Genomic DNA, 24,478 nt, shown 5'->3' on the forward strand with positions numbered 1-24,478 from the left:
AAAACTCACAAAAATTTGTGAGTTTTTTTATTTTAACATATCTTTATGAAGAATTAACTTTTAATCTTTAACAAATGAAAAAAATCTACTTATTGTTGTTTGCCATTAGCTCGGTTTGGCAAATCAACGCACAAGTACTCAACCAAAATGCCGGCTGGCCCAATGCCGCATGGACGGTGACAGGAACGTACAACCCGGCAGCTACGGCATTCGAAGCGAATCCGACTACATCTGCAAGTTTTGCTTTTGATGACGATGATGCAGGTCAAACCAGTGTTGATGACATTGCTGCTGAATCACCCGTAATCGATTTGACAGCCGCTGTAAGTGGCGGTGAGTCAAAAGTCAGAGTAAGTGCTCAATACACTTACAGAGCTTTAGGGGGGTATCTTCGTTTAGAGTATTGGGATGCCGATGCAGCAACTTGGAACGCCTGGGGCGCTAACATCCCGGGCAACAATACAACGGTTACCGATAACTTTTGTACTCCTCCCAAAACGTTGTACACCAGCTCTGATTTAGACATTTCTACTTTCACGGCAACACAATTATCCGGATTTAAATACAGAATTGCCTTTAACGACTTGAATTGGGAATGGGGCTTCTGTTTTAATTCGCCAACCATTATTTCTGTTCCAACACCTTGTTTAACAGGTTTTAACTATCCTTTTGGGACTATAACTCCGGCTACATGTGATGGGTTTACACCGAATTTGATTGCCACCGACTCATGGGCGGGGGATTATTTTACTGTAAATGTTACCACCGGTCAGACCTATAAGTTTACCAGTTCGGTACCAACCGATTTCTTTACTATCAGTACTGATGGAGGTGCCACTGCTGCGGCTTCCGGAACTCAACCATTGACTTGGGTTTCAACTTTAACCGGAACAATCCGAGTACATATCAATACGAACATCACTTGTGGTACTGAAGATGCCGAAAGAGAAACTAACGTTATTTGTGGTGTTTTATGTTTAAATGGGTATCAGTATCCGGCTGATGTATTAACTGTAAGTACTTGTGACGGAACTACAGTAAATGCTATCACTACAGATTCATGGCCGGGAGAATATTCTTTGGTGCAAGTATTTGCGGCTAACACTTATACTTTCTCAAGTTCTGTCGCTACGGATTACATTACAATTACTACTGAGGATGGTGCAACCGCATTAGCTGTTGGAACCGGAACGGTTACCGGTTTTACACCTTCCGTTAACCAAAATATCCGTTTTTATTTCCACACCAATTCGGCTTGTGGAACGGCAACCGGAAACAGAGAAAGAAGAGTAGTTTGTACTACTGCAGCAGTTTTGCCGGGTTGTGTTTCCAATCCAACTCCTGCTGATGGCAGTACTACTGTACCTGCTTTTGGCGATGTAATCATCTCTTGGGATGCTCCAACTACCGGTGATCCGGCAACTTCGTATGATGTATATTTTGGTTTAACACCAACAACTTTAAATTATGCCGGTACGGTAACGTCTAATGACCCTATTAATGCCGGTCAAGTAGGGGCTTACAGTACAACTATTTATTGGCAAGTAATTGCAGTCAATGCAGCAGGTGAGGCGGTAGGTTGTGCGGTATGGAGTTTCACTACTGAACCGCAACCAACAGATACGCCGGATTACTATAATTTGCAATGGCCTCCGACAATTACAATTACACAAGGGGGTAGTGGTACTGTTTACGGTCAAGTATATGAAGCCGGTTTAACTGATGTAGCTCCGAATATTGATGGTCAAGCACCGGGCATCTTGGCATGGGTAGGAATTAGCCCTGTAGGGGATAACTCAAATCCTGATACTTGGACTAACTGGACTCCTGCTACATGGAATGCGGGACATGTTTCCAATAATGACGAATACGAAGCAACTATCGGAAACACCTTAGCTCCGGGAACGTATTACTATGCAACCCGATTTACACTTAATGGCGGACCTTATGTTTATGGTGGAATTAATGCTTCTAACGTAGGAGGAACTTGGGATGGAACAACTTATAACAGTGGTGTTTTAACCGTTAATCCTGCTCCGGCCCCTGCCAATGACGATTGTAACGGTGCCGTAGCATTAACTCCTGGTAATGTTTTCGGAGACAATGATATCGTAGGTTCTAATTTGGGTGCTACCGATTCTTCTGTGCCGGATCCTATTTGTTCTAGTTATTTAGGAAGTGATGTTTGGTTTAGTGTTGTGGTTCCTTCGGCTACTTTAACTATTGAAACACAATCAGATGATGATTCCATTACGGATACAGGAGTTGAAGTGTTTTCAGGCACTTGTCCGGGCGGATTAACTTCAATTGCTTGTAACGATGATGCCGGTATTGGTTTCTTCTCCTTGATTAATTTAACAGGATTGAACTTAGGCGATACGCTTTACATCAGAGTTTTCTCGTATGACAATGCTGAAACAGGTACTTTCAGAATATCGGCTTATGATGCATCATTAGCAACAGATACTTTTAATGATGCCAACTTTGCATATTATCCGAATCCGGTTAAAAATGTATTGAACTTGTCTTATAGTCAAGCTATTACTAATGTTGAAGTATTTAACTTATTAGGCCAAAAAATGAGTGCCAATGCTATCGGTGCCAATCAAGGTCAAGTAGATATGTCTGCTTTAGCAAGCGGTACCTATTTAGTAAAAGTTACGGCTGATAATCAAGTAAAAACCATCAAAGTGGTTAAAGAATAAATATCACCAGTTTTTTAAAAGTGAAACCACCTAAAAATTTAGGTGGTTTTTCTTTTTTATAAAGTCTATCTTTGTTATGCTGTTTCATGTATAAAAATAAAACATGTATTTTTCAATTATTATTCCTGTTTACAATCGACCTGAAGAGATCAGAGAGCTCTTGGAAAGTCTTCAATGCGCGGACTATGCTAAAGACTACGAAATAGTGGTGGTAGAGGACGGCTCCACCATAACTTGTAAAGAGGAAGTTCAAAAGTTTAAAAATGCTCTCAATATCTCATATTATTTTAAAGAAAACAGCGGTCCGGGAGATTCTAGAAATTTCGGAATGCGGGTGGCTAAAGGAGATTATTTTATCATTTTTGATTCCGATTGTATTATTCCGAAAAATTATCTGAATGAAGTGGAAAGTGAGCTTCTGCGTGACTATGTAGATTGTTTTGGAGGCTCTGATGCTGCTTTAGATTCTTTTTCGGATATTCAAAAAGCCATTAATTTTGCCATGACTTCCTTTCTGACTACCGGTGGTATCCGTGGCGGATCGGAAAAGATAGGAAAGTTTCAACCCCGAAGCTTTAATATGGGAATTTCTAAAAAAGCCTTTTTGGCGTCAAACGGATTTGGTAATATCCATCCGGGTGAAGATCCTGATTTATCGATTCGATTATGGAAGTTAGGCTTTCAAACCCGATTATTCCCCAAAGCATTTGTGTATCACAAACGAAGAATCGATTGGCCTAAGTTTTCGGTTCAAGTCAACAAATTCGGAAAAGCCCGACCTATACTCGACAGCTGGTATCCGGAATACCGCAAGCTGACTTTTTTCTTCCCAACTGTATTTTGCATTGGGTTGATTATAGCTATTGTATTATTGACCGTGGGAAGATTTGAGTTATTGCTTTGTTATCTCTTTTACTATGTACTGTTGTTTGTTTTTGCCACGATAGATAATAAGAGTTTTAAAATTGGATTCCTGGCTCTCATAGCTGTCAGCAAACAGTTTTTCGGTTACGGCAGCGGATTCTTATCCTCATTTATAAAAATCCACATCCAAAAGCAACAACCGGAACAAGCATTTCCGGAACTCTTTTTTTCGATAAAATCATGAGTAGAATAATCGGCTTAACCGGTGGAATAGGCAGTGGAAAGACCACTGTGGCTAACTATTTAAAATCGCATGGTGTGCCGGTGTATATCGCCGATGAGGAAGCCAAAATGATTATGAATACTCCCGTTGTGGTTTCCAAGGTTAAAGAGGCTTTTGGAGAAGAGATGATTGATGATGATAAGGTCGACCGTCAAAAATTGGCACAATTGGTTTTTGCCGACGCCCACCAACTTCAAAAGCTCAATACCATCATACACCCGTTAGTTAAAGAGCATTTCGAACAATGGCTGCGAGAACATCAACAGTATCCGTTTGTGGTCAAAGAAGCGGCTATTTTGTTCGAAAGCGGCAGTTACAAAGATTGTGATCAAATCATCTTGGTTACAGCACCCGAAGCCGATAGAATTCAAAGGGTTGTGAAAAGAGATGCTGTGACCGAAGATCTGGTTTTAGCGCGTATGAATAACCAATGGTCTGAGGAACAAAAAATGGCCTTAAGTGATTATATCATTCACAATATCAGCCTGGAAAATACCCGTGAACAAGTAGATGTTATACTTGATTTATTAAAAAAACAGCAAGATTAACTCCAGATGTTAATGTTTGGTTAATGTATTTATTGTCTAAATGTTAAAATGTTAAATTTGTTCAATGAATAAATTGTTTTTCCGAATACTTGTAGTGTTAATGAGCCTTTCCTTAATCGGCATCATTTTAGTACAAGTCTATTGGTTTGATAAATCGTTTGAAAACAACGAAGAGCAGTTTAAATTTCATGTAAAACAAGTTCTGGGAAATGTTGCCGATAAGCTTCAAAAGTATGAACAATACACCTTTTACGAAAAGTACAATCATCTGAAAGACAGTATCGGTAAAGCTCCTGAAAAGAGTGATTTTCTGGAATTTGGTTATTTCCAAAGAGATTCGAGAACTAATGAAACGATTGTTTATTCCAACAGTATCAATTCAGAAGATTACCGAATCAACTCTTCGTTCTTTGATAAAAAATTAGACAGCATTCGAGAATTCAAAAACTTTACCGCCAAACGTAAAACAGAAATTTACAACAGCGGTATCGATAATACCTCGCCCAAGCAAACGGTAACTCCCGATATTAAGATTGAGAAATCGGGTAGTGGCGATTTACTGAACAATGCTCAATTTGAAATGTTCTACAAAGACATTGCCGCCATGCGCCCTATACAAGAAAGGGTTTCCAACGAATTGATGCAGAAAATGCTGGCAGACGAACTCAAGGAATACGGTGTTAAAACACCTTTTGAGTACAATGTATACAGCAATGGTTTGGCCACCAAAGTAAAATCCGAAAATTTCAGGTACGATAAAGCGGCTACTTATTCTATCCCAATTTTTATCGACTATGACGGGAATAATAAGTACCAACTCTTAGTCACTTTTCCCCAAAAGAAAAAGTTTCTGTTTTCTGAATTGATTGGCATTTGTGTGCTATCCATTATTTTCACACTTATTATCATTATCGCTTATTCCAGTGCGTTAAACCAATTAATCAAGCAACGTCAGATTTCTGAAATCAAAACCGATTTCATTAATAATATGACGCATGAGTTTAAAACGCCTATTGCTACTATTAATCTGGCTTTAGATGCTATCAAAAATCCCAAAGTTATCGAGGATAAAGAAAAAATTCACCGGTATCTTCAAATGATTCGTGACGAGAACAAGCGAATGCACGCCCAAGTGGAAAACGTATTGCGGATTTCGAAATTGGAGAAGAAAGAATTGGAAATCAATAAGGAATCTAACGATATTCACCAAGTTATCGAGGATGCCATCGATCACGTAAGTCTTATCATTGACGATCGGAACGGAACCATTACCAAACATTTTGACGCCACACGAACTACTGTGCTGCTGAATGATGTTCATTTTACCAATGTTTTCGTGAATATTTTAGACAATGCCATAAAATATTCACCTGAAAATCCCGTTATAGACATTTACACGGAAAATGTAAAAGAATTTGTTATCGTAAAAATAAAAGATCAAGGTGCGGGTATGACCAAAGCGGCTCAAAAAAGAATATTTGAAAAATTCTACCGCGAACATACCGGCGATTTACACAACGTAAAAGGCCACGGTTTAGGCCTGGCATACGTTAAACGAATAGTTGACGACCACAATTGTCAAATTTTCGTAGAAAGCGAAAAAGGAAAAGGAAGTACGTTTATCATTAAAGTCCCACTCATAAATTAAAAAAACAACTATGGAAGCTAACAAAAAAATACTTTTAGTCGAGGATGACCAAAACTTCGGTATAGTGTTACGAGAATACCTCACACTAAACGATTTTGAAGTAACCTTAGCCAAAAACGGTATGGAAGGTTTCGAAAAATTCAAAAAAGACAATTTCGATTTGTGCATTTTGGATGTCATGATGCCATACAAAGACGGCTATACGCTGGCTAAAGAAATCCGCGAAAAAAACAAAGATGTCCCATTGATTTTCCTAACGGCCAAATCAATGAAAGAAGACGTCATGAAAGGCTATAAAGTTGGGGCCGATGATTACCTGAACAAACCCTTTGATTCCGATGTGTTATTAATGAAAATTAAAGCCATCATCCAACGCAAATCGGCAGAAGCGAAAAACGAACCGGCCAAATTTGAATTCCAAATCGGCAAGTTTTTACTCAACTCCAAATTACGTTTCTTAAAATTCGAAGACCAAGAGCCTATCAAATTGTCACCTAAAGAATCTGATTTGCTCAAAATGATGGCGATGTATGAAAATGATTTGATGCCGCGCGAACTGGCACTCACCAAAATCTGGAGAGAAGACAACTACTTCACGTCTCGTAGTATGGACGTGTATATTGCCAAATTACGCAAGTACCTCAAAGACGACCCTAATGTCGAAATCCTCAACATCCACGGCGAAGGTTTCCGCTTGGTGGTTAAAAAATAAGGCAAATCCCGTCACTTGGCGGGATTTTTTTTTGAAGCCATTCCGGCTGTACGCTATATCTTTTTCCCGGTTCTCGATACTTTTTGTTTCCTTCGGCTGTCTCTTAGGCTCAAGTCGTCACTTCGAGTGGCCGCCTTGGCGGACGTATCGAGAAGCGAAACAAAAAAAACTCGAACTGACGGGAAAAAGGATGCCGCTTCCATCCGGGCTAGGACTATGGTTTTAGTGCCACTCCAATTGCAAGGCAAAACATGCTTTATCTTTATGAGTAATTACAAAAGTGTCATCATGTTTCCCAATGACAGCGGTATCGCCCAACGATAATTCGCGCATGAAATTCATTTCAAAAGCCTTGAGTTTTTGTTGCAGTAAGGCCTCAGTATCACAGTGGTCCAAACACCATTCCAGGTATTTCACGTTATTGGCATGATTCACCACATCCAAATCGGACAGTTTTACAGTATACGTTTCCAATACGTCGGGCAATTCCGGCAGCTGAATTCGGGAAAACGATTGCTCCGTAGCGCGTTCGGGATACTTTTCAAAATGCGCATGCGGTAACGCCAAGGCTTCGGGTTTGCGGAGTTTTGTGTTGATTACGGCCCAAAACGTCTCACATCCTACGATTTTGGTTTCGCCGAGGTACATTTCCAAACAACGCACGGAACGCGAATTCTCGAGCGAATTAATCCAGGTTTTTACCGTAATTACATCGCGCCATTGGGGCAGTTGGTGAATCTCAACACGCATTTTGCTCAACACCCAGGCCTGATGATACTGTTGCATATCGGTAAAACTGATTCCGCCCAATTCGGCGTGATGTCCGGCAGTAAGCTGTAATAGGTTGCACAAATCGGTATATTTCAAATAGCCGTTAGGATAGCACTGCAGAAAATTAATCTCGCAATCATTGGATAGGATAGAAGTGAAGTTTTTGGAAATCGGCATTTTATAAATTTGAAAATTTGATGATTTGTGAATTTAAAGATGGAGACTTATCTCGATGCGGTTCTTTAAAACTTAGAATTTATCCATTCAATAATATTCCTTTTGTCTGTTTGGTAATCAAACCATGTTGCGTTCTCCGTTCGTTTGAACCAAGTGAGTTGACGTTTGGCAAATCGCCTTGTGTTTTTCTTAATTTCTTCGATAGCGAAATCCAAAGTAGTTTTGCCGTCAAAATAATCAAAAAGTTCGCGGTAACCAACCGTTTGTAAAGCATTCAACTGCTTGTTCGGGTATAAGGCCTCGGCTTCTGCCAACAAACCTTCCTGCATCATCAAATCGACACGGTGGTTGATTCGGTCGTACATGATTTCTCTTTCGGCTTCCAAACCTATTATAATAGGGGTAAAGTTTCGCTCGTTTTTCTTTTGTCCAATAAAAGAAGAATACGGTTTTCCGGTGCCGAGACACACTTCTACAAAGCGCTTCATGCGCTGCGGATTTTGTAAGGTTTGCGGATTTTCGGAGAGCAGTTTTTGGTAATATTCAGGATCTAAAGTTTGTAACTGTTGTTGTAAGTAATCTAGTCCAAGTATTTGAAAATCAGCATTAATTTTAGTTCGGATACTTTCGTCAATATCGGGAAAATCGTCAAACCCTTTCAGTACGGCATCGACATACAAGCCGGAACCGCCTACCAGAATTTGGATGTTATTTTTTTGAAACAACTCATCCAATTTGGTTAGGGCTTCTTGTTCAAAATCGCCAACCGAATACGCTTCAAAAATTGATTTGTTTTGGATAAAATGATGCGGCGCGGCTTGTAGTTCTGCTGCTGAAGGTACAGCGGTACCGATGCGCATTTCTTTAAAAAACTGCCGGCTGTCGCACGACACGATATCGCAACCGAAGCGTTGCGCCAAAGCGATGCTCAGGGCGGTTTTCCCAATGGCGGTAGGTCCGATGATGGTGATTACGTAATTCATTTTTCTTAGCCCGGATGGCAGCGGCATCCTCACGAAGTGAGATAGAGCGGACAGCCGGAAATAGCTCCTGACAATTTAAAACTTTACAATGCGTATGACTTTATGACGGCGTAAATACCCTTGAATGATGGTACGGGTGTCGCGGTTGTTTTGCATGGGAATGATTAGGTTTTTTAGGACTTCGATGTTGTTGACCTGGTAATTCAAATCGAAAAAACAGTAGCCTTTGTAAATCCCGTTTTCGATGAGCACTGCGCTGCGTTCGTTAACGTTGCGACCGCGATCGATAATCACCATGTTGTTGTTGTCAAACTTCATTTCGTTGATAAACTCTTCCACGCGTTCGTTATAGGTTTCGGGTAATTCTTTGCCCAAACACGCTCCGTTACACTCGTTGATTTTGTATTGAAAACAGCCGTTCTTGGTTTCGTACAAGCCGTTGATTTTTTGACACAATTGGTGTTCGGCCGTAATTTTAAACAGCATGTTTTTGCCTTCCTGAATGGAAGTAAAGGCGGTGATTTCTTTTTTACGTCCGTCGGCTTTTTGGATTTTCAGCGCCAAATAGCCGTTTGCATCTTTTTCGGCATACAACGCGTATTGAAAAATGGTTTTGCGCTGCGCCCGATTGTAAATGGGTTTGTTGATTTTGATTTCTTCGCTTTCTTTTAAGAGCGCAATGAGTTCGCTGCCGGTTTCCTCGTAGGTTACGGCAAAGACTTCGCGTTGTATTTTTTTACTTTTTCCGGTGGTTCCGGTGAAGTGTTGGTTGATGCGTTTTTTGATGTTTTTGCTTTTCCCGATGTAAATCAAATCGCCTTTTTCGTTGTGGATGTAGTAAATTCCGGTTCGCGTAGGCATACTCTCGACGATATCGAGTAGTTTGGGCGAGAGTCCTTTTTTGATTTCGGCTTTAATGAGACTGATCAGAATTTCTTTTTCGACGTCTTTGGCCAACAACATTTTAAATAATTTTACCGTGGCCATGGCGTCGCCGCTGGCTCGGTGTCGGTCAGCTACAGGGATGCCGAGTGAACGCACTAATTTTCCTAAACTGTACGACGGTTGACCGGGAATAAGTTTTTGAGAAAGCTCTACGGTACAGAGCGTGGGTTTGATGTAATCATAACCCAAACGTCCGAATTCGGTACGCAGTATGCGGTAGTCAAACGAAGCGTTGTGAGCGACTACGATACAGTTTTCCGTGATTTCGATGATGCGTTTGGCCACTTCATAAAACTTGGGCGCCGAGCGTAACATGGCGTTGTTGATTCCGGTAAGTTTTACCACAAAGGGTTGTATGGGTTTTTCGGGATTCACCAAACTGATGAACTGATCCACCACTTCGTGACCATCAAATTTGTAAATGGCGATTTCGGTAATGCCTTCTTCGTTAAATTGGCCTCCGGTGGTTTCTATGTCGAGTATGGCGTACAAGGGTTACTGTTGTATGTTGAATGTTGTATGTTGTTGGTTATCTGTGGTATGTTGTAAAACAGTTTCTCTATATCCCAATTTTCAAATCCTCAAATCTTCAAATCAAAATTATCGGCTGCCAAAGATACTACTTCCGATGCGAACCATGGTACTGCCGCAGGCGATGGCCAATTGGTAATCGCCACTCATGCCCATCGAAAGGGTTTCCAGTTTCAGGTTTGGCGTATCAAGTTGCTTGTATGTATCAAAAATAGCTTTTAAATGGTCGAATTCGCGTTTGATTTGGGTTTGGTTATCCGTAAAGGTGGCCATTCCCATTAAACCGACGACTTTAATATTGGTAAAACTTTTGAATTCTTCTGAATTTAGTAATTCATCCAGTTCTTTTTCGTTTAAACCGAATTTAGTTTCTTCTTCGGCAATGTGGATTTGCAACAAACAATTAATGGTTTTGCGCCAACGAACGGCCTGACGGTTGATTTCTTTGAGGAGTTTCAAACTGTCCACGCCGTGAATCAATTTCACATACGGCACCATGTATTTTACCTTGTTCGATTGCACGTGACCAATCATATGCCATTCGATGTCCTTGGGCATTTGCTGCCATTTTTCGGTCATTTCCTGGATTTTATTTTCGCCAAAAACGCGTTGCCCGGCGTTATACGCTTCCATCAAATCAGCTACCGGTTTGGTCTTGGATACGGCAACCAGCGTGACATTGTCCGGAAGATTTTGTTTTATTAGGTTTAAATTCTCTGCTATTGTCATATTGTGTTCTGTCATTTCGACGAAGGAGAAATCTCATGATGTGATTCCTCGGCTGCGCTCGGAATGACAATAGGCTTAGTTCATTATTTTTTACAACTCATACACCATCAATCCGCTGCGGAATTTAGGCTCTATGTACGTGCTTTTTGGCGGCATAATCAAATGATTATCGGCCAAGGCTTTGATTTCCGAGATATCGGAAGGATAGAGCATAAAGCCCACTTCAAACTCGCCTTCATCGACTAATTCTTTAATCGTGGCTACCGATTGTTTGCCCGGAATGTATTCGATTCGCTCATCGTTGCGCAAATCTTCGATACCCAACAAAGGTTGCAAGACTTTGTCGTATAAAATTTGGGCGTCTAAATTCTCTAAAATGTCCCTCGACTGCGCTCGGGATGACACTTCGCTACTGTTGGTTTGCTTGTAAAACAACGCATAAAAACGACCGTCGAGATACATGCCGAATTCGAACTTGCTCTGCGGCTTCCACAATTCTTGTTCTTTATCTTTAATGATGAAATGCTCAGCCAGTTTTTCCAGAAAATCTTCTTTGGAATACCCATTCAAATCCCTGATGATACGGTTGTATTCATAGATTTTGACATTGCTCTCGGCAATGAGAAAACTCATAAAATAATTCAGATTCGGGTTCCCCAAATGGTGGTCCTCATCGTACAACAATTCAGCCGAAGCCGAACGGTGGTGGCCGTCGGCGATATACAATTCGGGAATATTTTCAAACTGCTGTGTCAGCCAACCGATTTCCGCTTCCGAATCAATTTTCCAAAGCTGGTGTTTTTCTTTATTCGTTGTCGAATAGTTGTAAATCGGAGTACTTTTTTTCTTTTCGGTTATCCAAGCATTCAGTACTTCATTGTCGGGATAGGTAATCAAAACCGGTTCGGTATTAAATCCGGTTTGATGCAAATAATCTTTAAAATATTCTACACGGTATTGCAAGGTATCCTCGTGCTTTTTGATGACATTATTCTTGTAATCATCGATTGAGGTGCCGGCTACTATACCGGTGAAGGACTGTGTCTTGCTCTGAATTTCATACAAAAAGAAAACCGGTTGATCTTCGGTCAAAAACACGCCTTCTTCTTTAAAATCCTGATACTTGTGCGCCACACCCTTAAAGCGCTTGTCTAAGGTGATTTTTTGCGAGTGCATGTAGGCAGGATGAATCACATGCAAAAACGAATAGGGATTAAAACTCAACCAAGCGGCTAGTTCGGCCGAACTGTAATCGTCGTAGTTCCGACAAGTAACCAAGGCGACTTTGTCGGGTGTGGGGCGAACCGCTTTGAATGGAATTATTTTGCTCATGATTTGGTTGTAAGTTGTAGGTTCTGAGTTGTAAGTTTTAGGTTTGTTTAGTTTTGACCCATAACTCACAACTCAGGACCTACAATACTTTATATAAACTGTTTCGAAACTTTTTCGGCTTTCTTAGATTCTGAATAGTCATAAAACCCTTCTCCTGATTTTACGCCGAGTTTACCGGCCATTACCATATTCACCAACAATGGGCAAGGCGCATATTTTGGGTTTTTAAAACCGTCGTACATTACGTTTAAGATGGAAAGACAAACATCTAACCCAATAAAATCGGCCAATTGCAGCGGTCCCATCGGGTGTGCCATACCGAGTTTCATCACGGTGTCAATTTCAGTGACACCGGCTACGCCGTTATATAAGGTTTCGATACTTTCGTTAATCATCGGCATCAAAATTCGGTTCGCTACAAAGCCCGGATAATCGTTGACTTCGGTAGGGGTTTTGCCTAATTTCACCGATAAATCCATGATAATTTTGGTCACTTCATCCGACGTATTGTAACCGCGGATGATTTCTACCAATTTCATAATCGGCACCGGGTTCATAAAATGCATTCCGATAACGCGTTCCGGATGTACGACTTGCGCGGCAATTTGGGTAATGGAAATCGAAGAGGTATTGGTAGCCAAAATGACATTGTGGTCGCAAACATCGCTCAATTGTTTGAAGATATTCAACTTCAAACTTACATTTTCGGTAGCGGCCTCTACCACTAAATCACAACCTACCACGCCGTCTTTGATGTCGGTGTACGTGATAATATTGCCTATGGTTTGGTGTTTATCGGCTTCCGTTATGGTACCTTTGGCCACCATTCGATCTAAATTGGCGGCTATAGTAGCCATTCCTTTCTCCAACGATTTTTCGGAGATGTCTATTAATTTTACGGTAAATCCGCTTTGTGCAAACGTGTGGGCAATTCCGTTACCCATGGTTCCTGCACCAATTACAGCTATTGTATTCATTATTTTTTAGTTTGTTTGAAGTTTCAGTTTTTATTCCGCTGCGCCTCGGGTCAAGTTTCAGGTTTCAAATTGGCATACGATAACCTGAAACAAATTATTTTTTATTCATTGAATCGATAATCATGTAGGCCACGCGTAAGGCTTCGGTACCGTCTTCCAAAGTTACCACCGGTGTGGTGTTATTATTGATGGCATCGGCAAAGGTTTCCAACTCATCCAAAATAGCATTGTTAGGCGCTACTTCGGGATTGGCAAAATAAATTTGCTTGCGTTCGCCTTCGGCATTTTGCAGTATCATATCAAAATCACCGGGAACTTCCGGAGCATCTTTCATTTTCACCACTTCACAGGTTTTGTCTAAATAATCGACAGAGATGTAAGCGTCCTTTTGAAAGAAGCGCGACTTGCGCATATTTTTCATGGAAATTCTACTGGATGTAATGTTCGCCACACAACCGTTTTCAAATTCGATTCGGGCATTGGAAATATCAGGAGATTGACTCAACACCGCTACGCCGCTGGCGTGAACCGACTTGACTTTCGATTTCACCACGCTTAAAATGGCATCGATATCGTGTATCATTAAGTCTAATACCACGGGAACATCCGTGCCGCGCGGATTGAATTCGGCCAAGCGGTGCGTTTCAATAAACATAGGGTTGTCTATCATATTTTTGACAGCGGTAAAGGCCGGATTGAAGCGTTCTACATGGCCTACTTGTCCTTTTACGTTGTATGCTGCGGCTAAAGCAATGATTTCTTCGGCTTCTTCAACCGTCGTGGAAATGGGTTTTTCAATAAAAACGTGTTTCCCGGATTTAATCGAAACTTTGGCGCATTTGTAATGGGAAAGGGTAGGAGTCACGATATCAATGACATCAACAGCATGGATTAATTTGGCAATGGTGTCAAAACGTTTGTAACCAAACTCGGCCGCAATTTTTTCGGCATATTCGGGGTTTTCATCATAAAAACCCACTAATTCATATTTTTCAGATTGTTGTAGTAATCGCAAGTGTATTTTTCCGAGGTGACCGGCACCTAAAACGCCAACTTTGAGCATAAAAAAGTATTTTAAACAAAAATAAATGTTTTCATTTGAAATTTGATAGAAGAAGTTAAAAATTAAAGCAAATTATTGAAAAATCAGGAAACTCAATTTTCAAATTTTTAATTGCCGATTTCTTTACTATTTTTACCGAAATTAATGCGAATTTAAATTGAAAGATACCGCCAAACATTTGGGCCTTCGAAATCAATTGGCCAACCAGTTGCAAGAAAAAGGAATTACCGATACCAACGTTTTAGATGCCATTCGAAAAATTCCGAGACACCTATTTTTGAATTCCGGTTTTGAAGATTTTGCGTATCAGGATAAAGCTTTCCCGATAGCCGCCGGCCAAACGATTTCGCAACCGTACACGGTTGCTTTTCAGACTCAATTATTACAGGTCAAAAAAGATCATAAAATTCTTGAAATCGGTACCGGCTCCGGGTATCAAACGGCAGTGTTAGTGGCCATGGGCGCCAAAGTGTATTCGGTTGAAAGACAAAATGAATTGTTCAAAATTACTTCCGCATTGTTACCCAAATTAGGCATTCGTCCAAAGCATTTGGCTTTTGGGGATGGCTACAAAGGGTTACCCAATTATGCTCCGTTTGACAGTATTATCGTAACTGCCGGTGCGCCTATCATTCCGAAAGCTTTAATGGCTCAACTTAAAATTGGCGGCAGACTGGTTATTCCGTTGGGCAAAGAAGAGCAAGTGATGACCCTATTAATTCGCAAAAATGAAACGCAGTTCGAAAAGCACGAATTTGGTGATTTTCGCTTTGTGCCTCTTTTGGAAAATAAAAATTAAACCAACCCTCAACCCTTTATATAATGAAGAAAAATCTGTTTCTCTTATTACTATTTCCTGCTTTATTACTGGCACAAACCTCAGAAAAGAAAGTTTGGGATTTATTGTTAGCCAATAAAAGAGCTGACGCTAAAAAATTGTACGATAAAGAATTTAAAACGACTTCTGAAAGTAAATTGGAATATTTTTTATTGGGCAAAATTATCGAGCTAGAAAACGGTAGGATGGACTTTGATGAAACTTTTGTCACTACCATGGCCAAGTTTCCTGAGAGTAAATACTACTTGACTTCGTTGATGAAGCAACAATTTATTTTAGACGATATTCAAAGCGTTGGTTTCAACGATTATACCTACCAAAAGATAGATAATATGGCCGCTTCCGAGGTGTTCAAGAACGATCCGATGGTGATTTACTACAAAGCGATAGCCGACAGAAATCGTAAAAACATGAAAGGCTACAACGAGTATATTGCCAAGTTAAATTCGATTATGAATTGGCAGTTGTGTGGTGCTTTTGAAAACTTAAACGATAGCGGAATCGATATCGAATACGAACCGGAAGTATACCCTAAAAACGATCGATTGTTTGATGCCAACAGTAACGGAAAAATAGGATGGTACAATCCGAGTATCACACAAAACGAAGGCTATCATACTTTTTCCAACGAAGACGAGTACGGCAACGGAATCATGTACTCTCAGATTTTTGTGGAAAATCCGACCGAGCAAGAAGTACTCCTAAACTTCGGGATGAGCGCTTCGCTTAAAATTTTTGTCAACGATGTGGAAGTGTATGTGAATACACTCAACAAAATGTCGGATTTGAATGCCTTCAAACTCAAATTGAAATTGCCTAAAGGCCTCAACAGAATCTTGGTGAAATCATCCATCTCCAGAGGAAATAACTATTTCTTTTTATCGGTTACCGATACCCAAAACCAAAAAATAAACGGCTTGGTGTATCACAATACCTATAAAGAATATGTGAAGTCTACCTTACAATCGCTGCAAGTAGAAGAGTTAAATCCGGATTATGAAAATTACTTGGTTCAAAAAGTAAAAGAAAATCCAACGAATGTGTTGTACAAATTTATGTTGTATGATGCTTACATGCACAACAAAAAACTGGAGTTGGCCCACGATGTTATTGAAGAATTAGACAATGCGTATCCGAACAGTTCCATTGTGAAAACCAGGTTAGCCTCGTACTATTCGTATAAAGACGACGATGCCAAAGTAAACGAGATTGTGAAAAACTTAGAGCAACAAGATCCCGATTATTATTACACGATAGCCACCAAAGCGCAGGATCGCGATTGGATGAAAACGGTAAATATTGCCGAATTGGAAAAAATGCGTGAGAAAGCCAAAAAGCTGACTTCCCCCTTATACGGTTTGTTGTATGATTTCTTGATTAATGCCCGAAATTCCAATATCGAAAGTATGATGAAAAGTGCCGAGTCTATTTTGGCGCTATCGCACAACAGCGAATTTTACACAACGACATTTGCGCCTTTGTACGATTCGTTAGAGAAAGACAAAGATAAGGCCATTAAAATGTTAGAAGATTTGGTGAGCAAAAAAGACAACTTCACGGCCATGGCACAATTGGTTCGCTATTATGAAGATGCCAACCGCAAGGATGATGTAAAGCGCTTGTTTTTGGAACGAAAAAAGAACTATCCGTACTTCACCGGCGTGGCTTCTGATTACATGAATATGTTGATTGAAGAGAAAAAATACACCGAAGCTTTGGCTGAAATCGATCAGTTGTTGACGCTTTTCCCGTATTCTTTCTACTTAATGGAGCGCAAAGGAATGGTATACAATTATATGGGGAATGTAAAAGAAGCAGAAAAATACATTCGTCAATCGTTAGAACACAATTCTGAAAACAGCAAACTCAGAAAGCAGTTGTACGATATTACCAAAACGCCCGATGAAATTGAAGAAATTGATGTAAAAGACAAGTACAAACTGATTAAAGAGCGCAGAAACTCGAAGCTGAAAAGTGATTACGGTGTCGTGACTTTATTAGATGAATATATTGTAAATATCTTACCGGAAGGAGGACGCAAATCAAAAGTAGTGTTGATTTATGAAATCACGGCGGAGAACGGTATCGAAGAAATGAAAGAATACAATTTGAATACTTATTCGAATACCTTGCAAAAATCGGAAGTGGTGAAAACCGACGGCACGTTGGTTCCGGCCGAAGAAGGCGGTGGTACTTTGGTATTCTCTGATCTTAAAGTGGGCGATGTTATTTATATTGAATACGAATCCTATAGCAATTCGACCGGTCGATTTTACAGAGATTTTAATTTAGATTGTTATTTCAATAGTACCTATCCTTCGGTAGAATCAATTTTTGCGATTATCAATCCGGAAACCATTAAATACACCACTAAACTCAATAATGGGAACATTACACCGATTGTAAAAAAGATTAACGGAAAAGTGTGTACTATCTGGAAGCGCAATAATGTTCCTGCGATGCCATTGTTAGAACCGTATTCGTTTAATTTTACCGACTTGACCAATACCATCAATGTAAGTTCCATTAAATCATGGAAAGATATTTCGAACTGGTATGCCGATTTGGTGAAAAAAACACTCATTTTAGATAAAATCACTAAAAGTACTTTTGATCAAATCTTCCCGAAAGGGGTAACCGGCATGACGCAAGAAGCCATAGCTAAAAAGATTTACGCCTATATCGAAGAAAACATCAAGTACAGTTCACAAGATTTCAGACAAAGCGGTTATGTACCGCAAAAACCTTCTAAAACCATTACCACGAAGTTAGGGGATTGTAAAGATGTATCGGCTTTGTTTGTGGCGTTATCCCAATTGGCCGGATTGAAATCGAATTTGGTGTTGGTTTCTACCAACGATAACAGCGCCCATTTGATGTCGTTGCCGTCTAAAGATTTTAACCATTGTATTGTAAAAACTACAATTGACGGTAAAGAAACGTTCTTAGAGCTGACCGATAAGTTTTTACCGTTTAAAGCCTTGCCGATGTCCTTATACAAAGCCAAAGCTTTGGTGATTTCGTTTGATAAAGCCGAAAACGAAAAAGCTGAAATTATTGATATTCCTTTTGATAATGCGGTATCCAACAGTTTAACTTCGAGCAGCGTTGTAAATTTGACCGATAATGAAGTGTACTATGTCAATACCCATATTGTAAAAGGCGCCAACAAATCGTATTATAATGAACTGTTTTCGAATTCCACCACTGAAGATGTTCGTAAAAAAGATTTGGAAGAGCAATTCAGTTCTAAAATCAGAAAGGGCATTAAGTTGCAATCGGTTAAAGTAATTAAGAATGAGTTTTTTGATGAGGCTATCGAATTTGAAACCCAACTCAAAGTCAGTGAAAAAGCAAAGAGCGTAGGAAACTTAAAAATTGCGGAAATTCCTTTTGTGGAACGCGTTTATACCCGTGATATTGTAGCCCCGGAAACCCGAAACTACGATATCAATTACATTGCTTACGAAAACAATTTAGATTACAATTCGACCATTTATTTAAATGTGCCGGAAGGAAAAAAATTCACCGAAGTACCCGAAAGTAAAACGTTTGCCTACAAAAACCACAAGTATTCCATCAGTTTCGAATTGGTAAAACCCAATTCGTTAAAGATTGTACGCGTGGTTAAAACACCTTGGGATACGGTTACTACGGCCGACTACCCGGAGTATAAAAAATACCTCGAAGAAGTGTTAACCACCGAAGAGCAGGTAGTAGGCTTCAAATAATAACCCATAAAAAATCCACCGCTTGGTGGATTTTTTATTTATAGGCTTTTTTGATGCGGTCTAAATCGCGTTTTACATCTTGCTCTTTCAGACTTTCGCGTTTGTCGTACGTTTTCTTTCCGCGGCACAAACCAATATCCAATTTGGCTATTCCTTTTTCGTTGGTAAATAATTTCAGCGGAATAATAGTTAATCCTTTGGTATCGATGCTGCGTTCTAACTTTCGAAGTTCTCTTTTATTGAGCAACAGTTTGCGCTCGCTTTTGGCTTTGTGATTAAACTGATTGCCGTATAAATATTCGTCTATTTGGGTGTTGATGGCAAATAATTCGCCGTTGTGAAATTCACAAAACCCTTCGGTAATATTGGCTTTTCCTAACCGAATCGATTTAATCTCGGTTCCGGTTAAGACAATGCCTGCCGTATAGGTTTCGATTATTTCATAATCAAACTTGGCGCGCTTATTTACTATGGAAATGGTTTTTAACATCGGATGGCAAATGTATAAACAAAAGTGCAATTTTTGGTAGCGAGAAAGGTGAAATTATCAATAAAAAAAATGTTTAAACAATGATTTATATCAGTTTTTTGACTAATTCTTCAGTCTAATTTTGGACTATAATTTTAAACTAACAATCAAATGAAAAAATTATTATTAGTAGCAGGATTATCCTTTTTCGGATTAACGGCTCAAGCACAAGAAAAAAATCAAGGATTACAAGGCGCATGGTTCGCCACCTCTCAATTTGGATACCAACAAACTAAAACAGGCGAAGATAAAGCGACCAACTTATCGGTTATTCCTATCGTGGGAACGTTTGTAACGCCATCTGTGGCTGTTGGAGCCGGAGTAGGGATTATGAATATCAAATCAGAATCGGGTTCAGTAACCAACGCTAATACTAATTTGGTAGTGGTGGAGCCGTTAGTGAGAAAATATTGGAATATAGCCGGTAATTTCTACTTCTTCGGTCAAATAGCAACTCCGATTATCACCGGTAAAGAAAAAGAAGCCGACACTAAAGTGACGCAATTTGGTGTAGCAATGTCGGGTGGTATCGACTTTTTTGTAACCAAAAATTTCTCTGTAGAATTCTCGTATGATTTGGCTAATTTCACTTCAACCACTATCAAACCCGACGGTGGCGATAAAACCACTATCAATAACTTCTCTTTAGCGCATGTAGCCACTGCCGATCCGATTTATGTGAACGCATTAGGCGGAAGTATGCCGAATTTGACTACACCACTTTCTTTCGGATTTAAGTTTATATTTTAATAAAGATCATAGTTAATGGTTGTCCAATGTATTGGATGTTTAAACCGCTACTCATTCCGAGTGGCGGTTTTTTCTTATTTTTGCTTCATGCAACAGTCAACACACAAAGACCCCTTACACGGAGTTACACTTCAAAAAATACTGGAACAATTAGTCGCCTATTACGGATTTGACACTTTGGGAGAATTGATTCAGATTAAATGCTTTAACGATAACCCAAGTATCAAATCGAGCTTGACTTTTTTACGCAAAACCGACTGGGCCCGAAAAAAAGTCGAAGACCTGTACCTCAGAACTTTACCCAAACTAAATGGCTAACCTTCTGCCAGCGCTTTCCATTTTTTGATTTGTATGCTGTAAAAGCACAATAAGGCAACGATAAACAGCAAGTTAAACCAAAGCATGTTTTCGCCATTGTCTTTTAAAAATTTGAGCAACGGGTAGTTATCATAATCAAAACCCATGTTGTAATCGTAGGAGTTATAATCATAATACCCGTAAACATGTCGCAAAAATTCCAGTAGTAATTGGTACATTACAGGAAGCCATGCCGGTAATAACCATAGGCTTGCATTGAGTGTGATACCCGAGATGCCTTTTGCTTTTTGGCGTTTTATCACTACCATAAAATAGGTAAATAAGATTATAATAGTGGCTAAAAGTGCGATAAGATAGAAGCTCTCAAATCGGAAAACCACGCTTAAAATACCAAAAATAATATTCAAAACGCCCATACTGATTAAGGCTATCAGCCAACTTCGTCCCGAGGTAACGCGGAAGGAAAAAATTAGAATGGATAATCCTATAGCCAAGTACAAAAAGGCCAGCAGCATTTGCGAAGATACTGTAGGGTTGGTATAGGTATTGGCGATTTTTTCGTAATTGTATTCGAGTTCGTCCGCCGGAACATAGGTTTTGTAAAATACAAACTCGTCTTTCCCGATGTATTTTAAATACTCATTCAAAGAATCTATTTTTCCATCTTTCGCTACTTCGACAGCAACGGCTTCATTGTATTCATTTTCGTAGTCGTAGTTGTAATTGCCACCGTTGTAATAATCTTTCTCACGCTTCGCTATCACGTGAGTTTGAATAAAATCGGGTGCTGTAGGGATAAGTTCAAACCATTGTTGGGCATTGATATTCGAGGTCAAACGGTGTTCATTAACCAAAGCAAAATACTCCTTAAGTACAGTTTTGACCGAATCTTGTTGGTTGTCAATTAACCAACTTTTGACTTTTACTTTAGTGACTGAATCCCATTTCGAATCGTAAAAGGAATAGTTGTGAATGTCTTTATTGAGTAATGAATTCAAACTGTACTTTTTACCCTTGAAGCGAACATAATCCAAGCGGAATGGGCGAGTGGTATCGTTTATAGTGGTATCAATCTCTTCGGGAGCATCAAAATTTTCACCATAAAAAATACTCGCTTTACTCAACGTTTCGCATCTTTTTTTGGCTTCGGTCTCCGTATAATAGCTTCTGATTTTGGTATCTATACCCAAAAAATAGCTCATGGAAAAACTACCCGCCGTAAAACAGATTACAAAAAGCAAACTCCATTCTTGCAACAAGGCCCAATTACTTTTGGGATACAACGCTTTGAATGCATTATTTTTAAAATAAAACACCAGCCAAATGATAACGGATAGTATGGAAATTAAGACACTAAAGAAAACAACAGTTTCTTCGTTGGAGTTGTAGTTTCTGCTGGTTTGATTAAAATCGAGTGCTCCGCTGAGATAACCGATACCGAAAAAGAGGATATGGAAAACGGCTAATATCGTGAGTGTCGGAATGGCTTTAGTATTCCAAAGGAGTGGCTGTTTGAGTAATAAATAGTGTTGGATTTTACGAAACATAAGAAAGGGTTTAGGACACAAAGAATCTTCGGGTAGAGTTAGAAATATCTCTGAAATACAGCAAAGGAATACTGTTTTGAATTGCGATTTTTAAAAAATCATGAATAATCATATCTCCTGAAAATGTAGCAATATAAGTACCGCCATTAAACTGTATGGCCGTTAAGTTATGTTTGGAGAGTACTTCGGCTAATTCGCTTTGGGACCATGAACTTTCAAACTCAATAACCAAACAATTTTCAGCAACAACAGGTTCGCGGTGACTGTCTTGGTTTTGATGCAGATTTTTTGGTACACCGTTTTTCAAAAAGATGACTTGGTCTGATGTTTTTTCTACTTCGTACAATTGTTGTGAACTCAGCACGATGCCCAATGGTCTGAACGGGGATTTGGCAATGGCCCTGAAATCTTCCAAAATAGTTTGCTGCGCAATGATGTCTAAGTTGGCTAAGGGTTCATCAATGAGTAATATTTGGGGTTTGCGAAGCAACATTCGGGCCAGTTCAAAACGCATTTTATAGCCCGAGGATAAACTTTTCCAACTGTGTTTTCGGAACTTTCTCAAACCCAATCGGGCAATGACTAAATTTACAATAAGCTCATTTTCCTCAGGTTTATAGCCGTAGCTGGCGCCAGCAAAGAGCAGATTTTCAAACATGGAACCATACCAAGTATCGGTGCGTTGCGGAATATAAACTAACTTGGTGCGAAGGTCATAGCTGTCGGTATAATCAAAGTGATAGTGTAAGCCGCCTGAAACCGTATGCAATTCACCACAAAGCAAACGCAGTAGCGTAGTCTTTCCGTTTCCGTTCTCTCCGACTAATCCCAAAATGTCCCCTTGTTTGAGTTGCAAATTAATCGGACCTAAAGCAAAACCGGATGGACCATAAGTTTTAGTCAAGTCGGTTGCACTCACTAAAATTGATTTTTCAATGGGTTTCTTAACCGATAAGGCGGCGTACAGTTCGCTCAAAATTTCGTGATATTTTTCTTTTTTTACAGAGAGCTTATGTTTGTTTTCATCAAGCCAATCTAAGAAAGTCAGTGTTTTTTGATAATGATTTTTATCTTCGGTATCGAGTGTTAAATCGATGATTCTTTTGGTCAGGACTTCAAAGTCTTCAAACTTTAAAAAGTTGAGGAGCTCAGCGTATTGTCTTTCAAATTCGTTCATGAAATGTGATTATTTTTTAAAGTTTTTTTTGAGGAGAGAGTAGATTACGGTATCCCAAAATTTTCCGTCCCACAATTCGTTCTCCAAAATGTGTGCCTCTTTTACAAAACCGTTTTTTTGCAACACCCGCTCCGAGGCGATGTTACCTGGATCAATGACGGCTTCAATCGAATGAAGTTTCATGTGTTCGAAACCGTATTCCACTACGACTTTAATAGCTTCGGAAATATAACCTTTACCGTTGTATTCAGGCAACGACATATAACCAATCTCTGCCCTGTGATTTTCGGGTTGAATGCGGTAATGCCCTATAATTCCAATAATATTGTTATGCCCTTTAATAGTGATTCCCCAATTAATACCGGTATTAGTTTCAATTTTTTCCTCAATCATTCTCAAATGTTCCAAAGCATCTTCTTTGGTTTTAGCTAAAGGACGCGGAATGTATTTCATGATTTCCGGATTGCTTCTCAAGGCAAAAATTTCATTGACATCGTTCTCATTTAACCGTCGTAACAGTAATCGTTCTGTCTCCAGATTTTGAAACGGATGAAAATTGATTTCGAGCATTTGGATTGTTTTTGAATTGGCTTTTTCCAAATATAACCAAATTGTTTTTGTAAATAATGCGCTACTTTGCAAATTTATTTTGTAAAATAAAAATAGGAGGATTGGTGCGCTTTTTTGCGGCTCCTAATAATTGTTTTTAAAGAAGAACAGCAGTTACTTTTTTTAACTGCAATACCAATAAAATCAATAGTTATAGATATTTCAAATTTCTCCGGACGGATTAATTTTGAGGTTCATGGAGAGTACGTTGTTATGCAGTTGATTATTAAGATATTGTAACTAAATTTTGATTAAAAAATTTGGCTCTAAAAAATATTTTTCTAATTTTAGTCAACCCAATATCTATGTTTAACCTAAATCTATTACTATGAAACCCAACTTTGAAACTATTGAGAAAGAGGCCATTCGGTTACTTTCCTTCCCAAAAAACGATGTATTAGCCACCAATGAAGAAATCCGTCAACGTCAATTGGATTTAGATCGTGCTTTGGCTCTGGGAAACTTAGAACATTCTAAAATCAGAATTTATTTTGAGGACAATCAATCCAAGAAGGTGGTGGAGACTACCGTTTGGGCCGTTACCGATCAACGTGTGATTCTCAAACAAGGGCATTCGATACCGATTAATCGTATTTATAAGTCAGCTTAAAACAGTATTAACATTATAATGATATAAACCACTCTTCGGAGTGGTTTTTTAGTTTTGTAAAGCAATAAAAAAGGATTGACAATACGCGTATAAGTAAGAAA

21 protein-coding genes are annotated in these 24,478 nt (G+C 39.3%); 10 read left to right on the forward strand and 11 right to left on the reverse strand.

Going from position 1 to position 24,478, the window contains the following annotated elements:
* The first annotated feature begins 74 nt into the window (after nt 1-74).
* The 5 genes from QHT84_RS06220 (at nt 75) to QHT84_RS06240 (ending at nt 6,760) form a co-directional block, all read left to right on the forward strand.
* Nucleotides 75-2,705 (forward strand): T9SS type A sorting domain-containing protein, encoded by a 2,631-nt coding sequence (locus QHT84_RS06220; RefSeq protein ID WP_283238688.1) that lies wholly within the window; start codon nt 75-77, stop codon nt 2,703-2,705.
* 103 nt (nt 2,706-2,808) lie between these two features.
* Nucleotides 2,809-3,813, forward strand: coding sequence for a glycosyltransferase (locus QHT84_RS06225; RefSeq protein WP_283238689.1), 1,005 nt, complete (start codon nt 2,809-2,811; stop codon nt 3,811-3,813).
* On the forward strand, nt 3,810-4,400 hold the full coding sequence (gene coaE, locus QHT84_RS06230; RefSeq protein WP_283238690.1) for a dephospho-CoA kinase: 591 nt from the start codon (nt 3,810-3,812) through the stop codon (nt 4,398-4,400). Before QHT84_RS06225 ends, coaE begins: the two co-directional genes overlap by 4 nt.
* A 64-nt stretch (nt 4,401-4,464) precedes the next feature.
* Entirely contained in the window at nt 4,465-6,048 is a 1,584-nt protein-coding gene (locus QHT84_RS06235; RefSeq protein WP_283238691.1) for a sensor histidine kinase, read from the forward strand.
* A 10-nt stretch (nt 6,049-6,058) separates the two neighbouring features.
* On the forward strand, nt 6,059-6,760 hold the full coding sequence (locus tag QHT84_RS06240) for a response regulator transcription factor (protein ID WP_283238692.1): 702 nt from the start codon (nt 6,059-6,061) through the stop codon (nt 6,758-6,760).
* A 222-nt stretch (nt 6,761-6,982) separates the two neighbouring features.
* Here the strand turns inward: QHT84_RS06240 and QHT84_RS06245 are convergent, their stop codons facing one another.
* The 7 genes from QHT84_RS06245 to QHT84_RS06275 all read right to left on the reverse strand — a co-directional run bounded on the left by QHT84_RS06245 (nt 6,983) and on the right by QHT84_RS06275 (nt 14,268).
* Nucleotides 6,983-7,708 (reverse strand): acyl-[acyl-carrier-protein] thioesterase, encoded by a 726-nt coding sequence (locus QHT84_RS06245; RefSeq protein WP_283238693.1) that lies wholly within the window; start codon nt 7,706-7,708, stop codon nt 6,983-6,985.
* Nucleotides 7,709-7,773: 65 nt separating this feature from the next.
* Nucleotides 7,774-8,691, reverse strand: a complete 918-nt coding sequence (miaA, locus tag QHT84_RS06250) for a tRNA (adenosine(37)-N6)-dimethylallyltransferase MiaA (RefSeq protein WP_283238694.1) — start codon at nt 8,689-8,691, stop codon at nt 7,774-7,776.
* Nucleotides 8,692-8,766: 75 nt separating this feature from the next.
* On the reverse strand, nt 8,767-10,128 hold the full coding sequence (locus QHT84_RS06255) for an exonuclease domain-containing protein (protein ID WP_283238695.1): 1,362 nt from the start codon (nt 10,126-10,128) through the stop codon (nt 8,767-8,769).
* A 108-nt stretch (nt 10,129-10,236) separates the two neighbouring features.
* A complete protein-coding gene (locus QHT84_RS06260; protein ID WP_283238696.1) occupies nt 10,237-10,896 on the reverse strand; it encodes a YggS family pyridoxal phosphate-dependent enzyme in 660 nt (219 codons plus the stop codon).
* 90 nt (nt 10,897-10,986) lie between these two features.
* Nucleotides 10,987-12,228 (reverse strand): DUF1015 domain-containing protein, encoded by a 1,242-nt coding sequence (locus QHT84_RS06265; RefSeq protein ID WP_283238697.1) that lies wholly within the window; start codon nt 12,226-12,228, stop codon nt 10,987-10,989.
* Nucleotides 12,229-12,317: 89 nt separating this feature from the next.
* Entirely contained in the window at nt 12,318-13,205 is an 888-nt protein-coding gene (locus tag QHT84_RS06270; protein ID WP_283238698.1) for a 3-hydroxyacyl-CoA dehydrogenase family protein, read from the reverse strand.
* Nucleotides 13,206-13,299: 94 nt separating this feature from the next.
* Nucleotides 13,300-14,268, reverse strand: coding sequence for a Gfo/Idh/MocA family protein (locus QHT84_RS06275; protein ID WP_283238699.1), 969 nt, complete (start codon nt 14,266-14,268; stop codon nt 13,300-13,302).
* A 157-nt stretch (nt 14,269-14,425) separates the two neighbouring features.
* On the opposite strand from QHT84_RS06275, the gene QHT84_RS06280 reads away from it, so the two are divergent.
* Together QHT84_RS06280 and QHT84_RS06285 are read left to right on the forward strand one after the other, a co-directional pair.
* Nucleotides 14,426-15,067: a protein-L-isoaspartate(D-aspartate) O-methyltransferase gene (locus QHT84_RS06280; RefSeq protein WP_283238700.1), complete on the forward strand. Its 642-nt coding sequence runs from the start codon at nt 14,426-14,428 to the stop codon at nt 15,065-15,067.
* Between the two features lie 23 nt (nt 15,068-15,090).
* On the forward strand, nt 15,091-18,837 hold the full coding sequence (locus QHT84_RS06285) for a transglutaminase domain-containing protein (protein ID WP_283238701.1): 3,747 nt from the start codon (nt 15,091-15,093) through the stop codon (nt 18,835-18,837).
* 34 nt (nt 18,838-18,871) lie between these two features.
* On the opposite strand, the gene smpB is transcribed toward QHT84_RS06285, so the two are convergent.
* Nucleotides 18,872-19,327 (reverse strand): SsrA-binding protein SmpB, encoded by a 456-nt coding sequence (gene smpB, locus QHT84_RS06290; RefSeq protein ID WP_283238702.1) that lies wholly within the window; start codon nt 19,325-19,327, stop codon nt 18,872-18,874.
* Nucleotides 19,328-19,477: 150 nt separating this feature from the next.
* On the opposite strand from smpB, the gene QHT84_RS06295 reads away from it, so the two are divergent.
* Together QHT84_RS06295 and QHT84_RS06300 are read left to right on the forward strand one after the other, a co-directional pair.
* Nucleotides 19,478-20,116: an outer membrane beta-barrel protein gene (locus QHT84_RS06295; protein WP_283238703.1), complete on the forward strand. Its 639-nt coding sequence runs from the start codon at nt 19,478-19,480 to the stop codon at nt 20,114-20,116.
* Nucleotides 20,117-20,203: 87 nt separating this feature from the next.
* Complete coding sequence (locus tag QHT84_RS06300; protein WP_283238704.1) at nt 20,204-20,434, forward strand: VF530 family protein; 231 nt, start codon at nt 20,204-20,206, stop codon at nt 20,432-20,434.
* Here QHT84_RS06300 and QHT84_RS06305 read toward each other — a convergent pair.
* From QHT84_RS06305 to QHT84_RS06315, 3 genes are read right to left on the reverse strand one after another with little or no spacing between them, the layout of a single operon-like run.
* Nucleotides 20,431-21,981, reverse strand: coding sequence for a hypothetical protein (locus QHT84_RS06305; RefSeq protein WP_283238705.1), 1,551 nt, complete (start codon nt 21,979-21,981; stop codon nt 20,431-20,433). The genes QHT84_RS06300 and QHT84_RS06305 overlap by 4 nt on opposite strands.
* A 10-nt stretch (nt 21,982-21,991) precedes the next feature.
* On the reverse strand, nt 21,992-23,158 hold the full coding sequence (locus QHT84_RS06310) for an ABC transporter ATP-binding protein (RefSeq protein ID WP_283238706.1): 1,167 nt from the start codon (nt 23,156-23,158) through the stop codon (nt 21,992-21,994).
* 9 nt (nt 23,159-23,167) lie between these two features.
* A complete protein-coding gene (locus tag QHT84_RS06315; protein WP_283238707.1) occupies nt 23,168-23,728 on the reverse strand; it encodes a GNAT family N-acetyltransferase in 561 nt (186 codons plus the stop codon).
* A 367-nt stretch (nt 23,729-24,095) separates the two neighbouring features.
* Between QHT84_RS06315 and QHT84_RS06320 the strand changes: the two genes are divergently transcribed.
* Nucleotides 24,096-24,377 (forward strand): hypothetical protein, encoded by a 282-nt coding sequence (locus QHT84_RS06320; RefSeq protein WP_283238708.1) that lies wholly within the window; start codon nt 24,096-24,098, stop codon nt 24,375-24,377.
* Nucleotides 24,378-24,478 lie beyond the last annotated feature (101 nt).

The sequence above is a fragment of the Flavobacterium sedimenticola genome, assembly GCF_030053345.1.
GTDB lineage: Bacteria > Bacteroidota > Bacteroidia > Flavobacteriales > Flavobacteriaceae > Flavobacterium > Flavobacterium sedimenticola.

Coding starts and splice junctions, on each gene's coding strand:
- QHT84_RS06220 (WP_283238688.1), top strand. CDS start 75: ATGAAAAAAATCTACTTATTGTTGTTTGCCATTAGCTCGGTTTGGCAA.
- QHT84_RS06225 (WP_283238689.1), top strand. CDS start 2,809: ATGTATTTTTCAATTATTATTCCTGTTTACAATCGACCTGAAGAGATC.
- coaE (WP_283238690.1), top strand. CDS start 3,810: ATGAGTAGAATAATCGGCTTAACCGGTGGAATAGGCAGTGGAAAGACC.
- QHT84_RS06235 (WP_283238691.1), top strand. CDS start 4,465: ATGAATAAATTGTTTTTCCGAATACTTGTAGTGTTAATGAGCCTTTCC.
- QHT84_RS06240 (WP_283238692.1), top strand. CDS start 6,059: ATGGAAGCTAACAAAAAAATACTTTTAGTCGAGGATGACCAAAACTTC.
- QHT84_RS06245 (WP_283238693.1), bottom strand. CDS start 7,708: ATGCCGATTTCCAAAAACTTCACTTCTATCCTATCCAATGATTGCGAG.
- miaA (WP_283238694.1), bottom strand. CDS start 8,691: ATGAATTACGTAATCACCATCATCGGACCTACCGCCATTGGGAAAACC.
- QHT84_RS06260 (WP_283238696.1), bottom strand. CDS start 10,896: ATGACAATAGCAGAGAATTTAAACCTAATAAAACAAAATCTTCCGGAC.
- QHT84_RS06265 (WP_283238697.1), bottom strand. CDS start 12,228: ATGAGCAAAATAATTCCATTCAAAGCGGTTCGCCCCACACCCGACAAA.
- QHT84_RS06270 (WP_283238698.1), bottom strand. CDS start 13,205: ATGAATACAATAGCTGTAATTGGTGCAGGAACCATGGGTAACGGAATT.
- QHT84_RS06275 (WP_283238699.1), bottom strand. CDS start 14,268: ATGCTCAAAGTTGGCGTTTTAGGTGCCGGTCACCTCGGAAAAATACAC.
- QHT84_RS06285 (WP_283238701.1), top strand. CDS start 15,091: ATGAAGAAAAATCTGTTTCTCTTATTACTATTTCCTGCTTTATTACTG.
- smpB (WP_283238702.1), bottom strand. CDS start 19,327: ATGTTAAAAACCATTTCCATAGTAAATAAGCGCGCCAAGTTTGATTAT.
- QHT84_RS06295 (WP_283238703.1), top strand. CDS start 19,478: ATGAAAAAATTATTATTAGTAGCAGGATTATCCTTTTTCGGATTAACG.
- QHT84_RS06300 (WP_283238704.1), top strand. CDS start 20,204: ATGCAACAGTCAACACACAAAGACCCCTTACACGGAGTTACACTTCAA.
- QHT84_RS06305 (WP_283238705.1), bottom strand. CDS start 21,981: ATGTTTCGTAAAATCCAACACTATTTATTACTCAAACAGCCACTCCTT.
- QHT84_RS06310 (WP_283238706.1), bottom strand. CDS start 23,158: ATGAACGAATTTGAAAGACAATACGCTGAGCTCCTCAACTTTTTAAAG.
- QHT84_RS06315 (WP_283238707.1), bottom strand. CDS start 23,728: ATGCTCGAAATCAATTTTCATCCGTTTCAAAATCTGGAGACAGAACGA.
- QHT84_RS06320 (WP_283238708.1), top strand. CDS start 24,096: ATGAAACCCAACTTTGAAACTATTGAGAAAGAGGCCATTCGGTTACTT.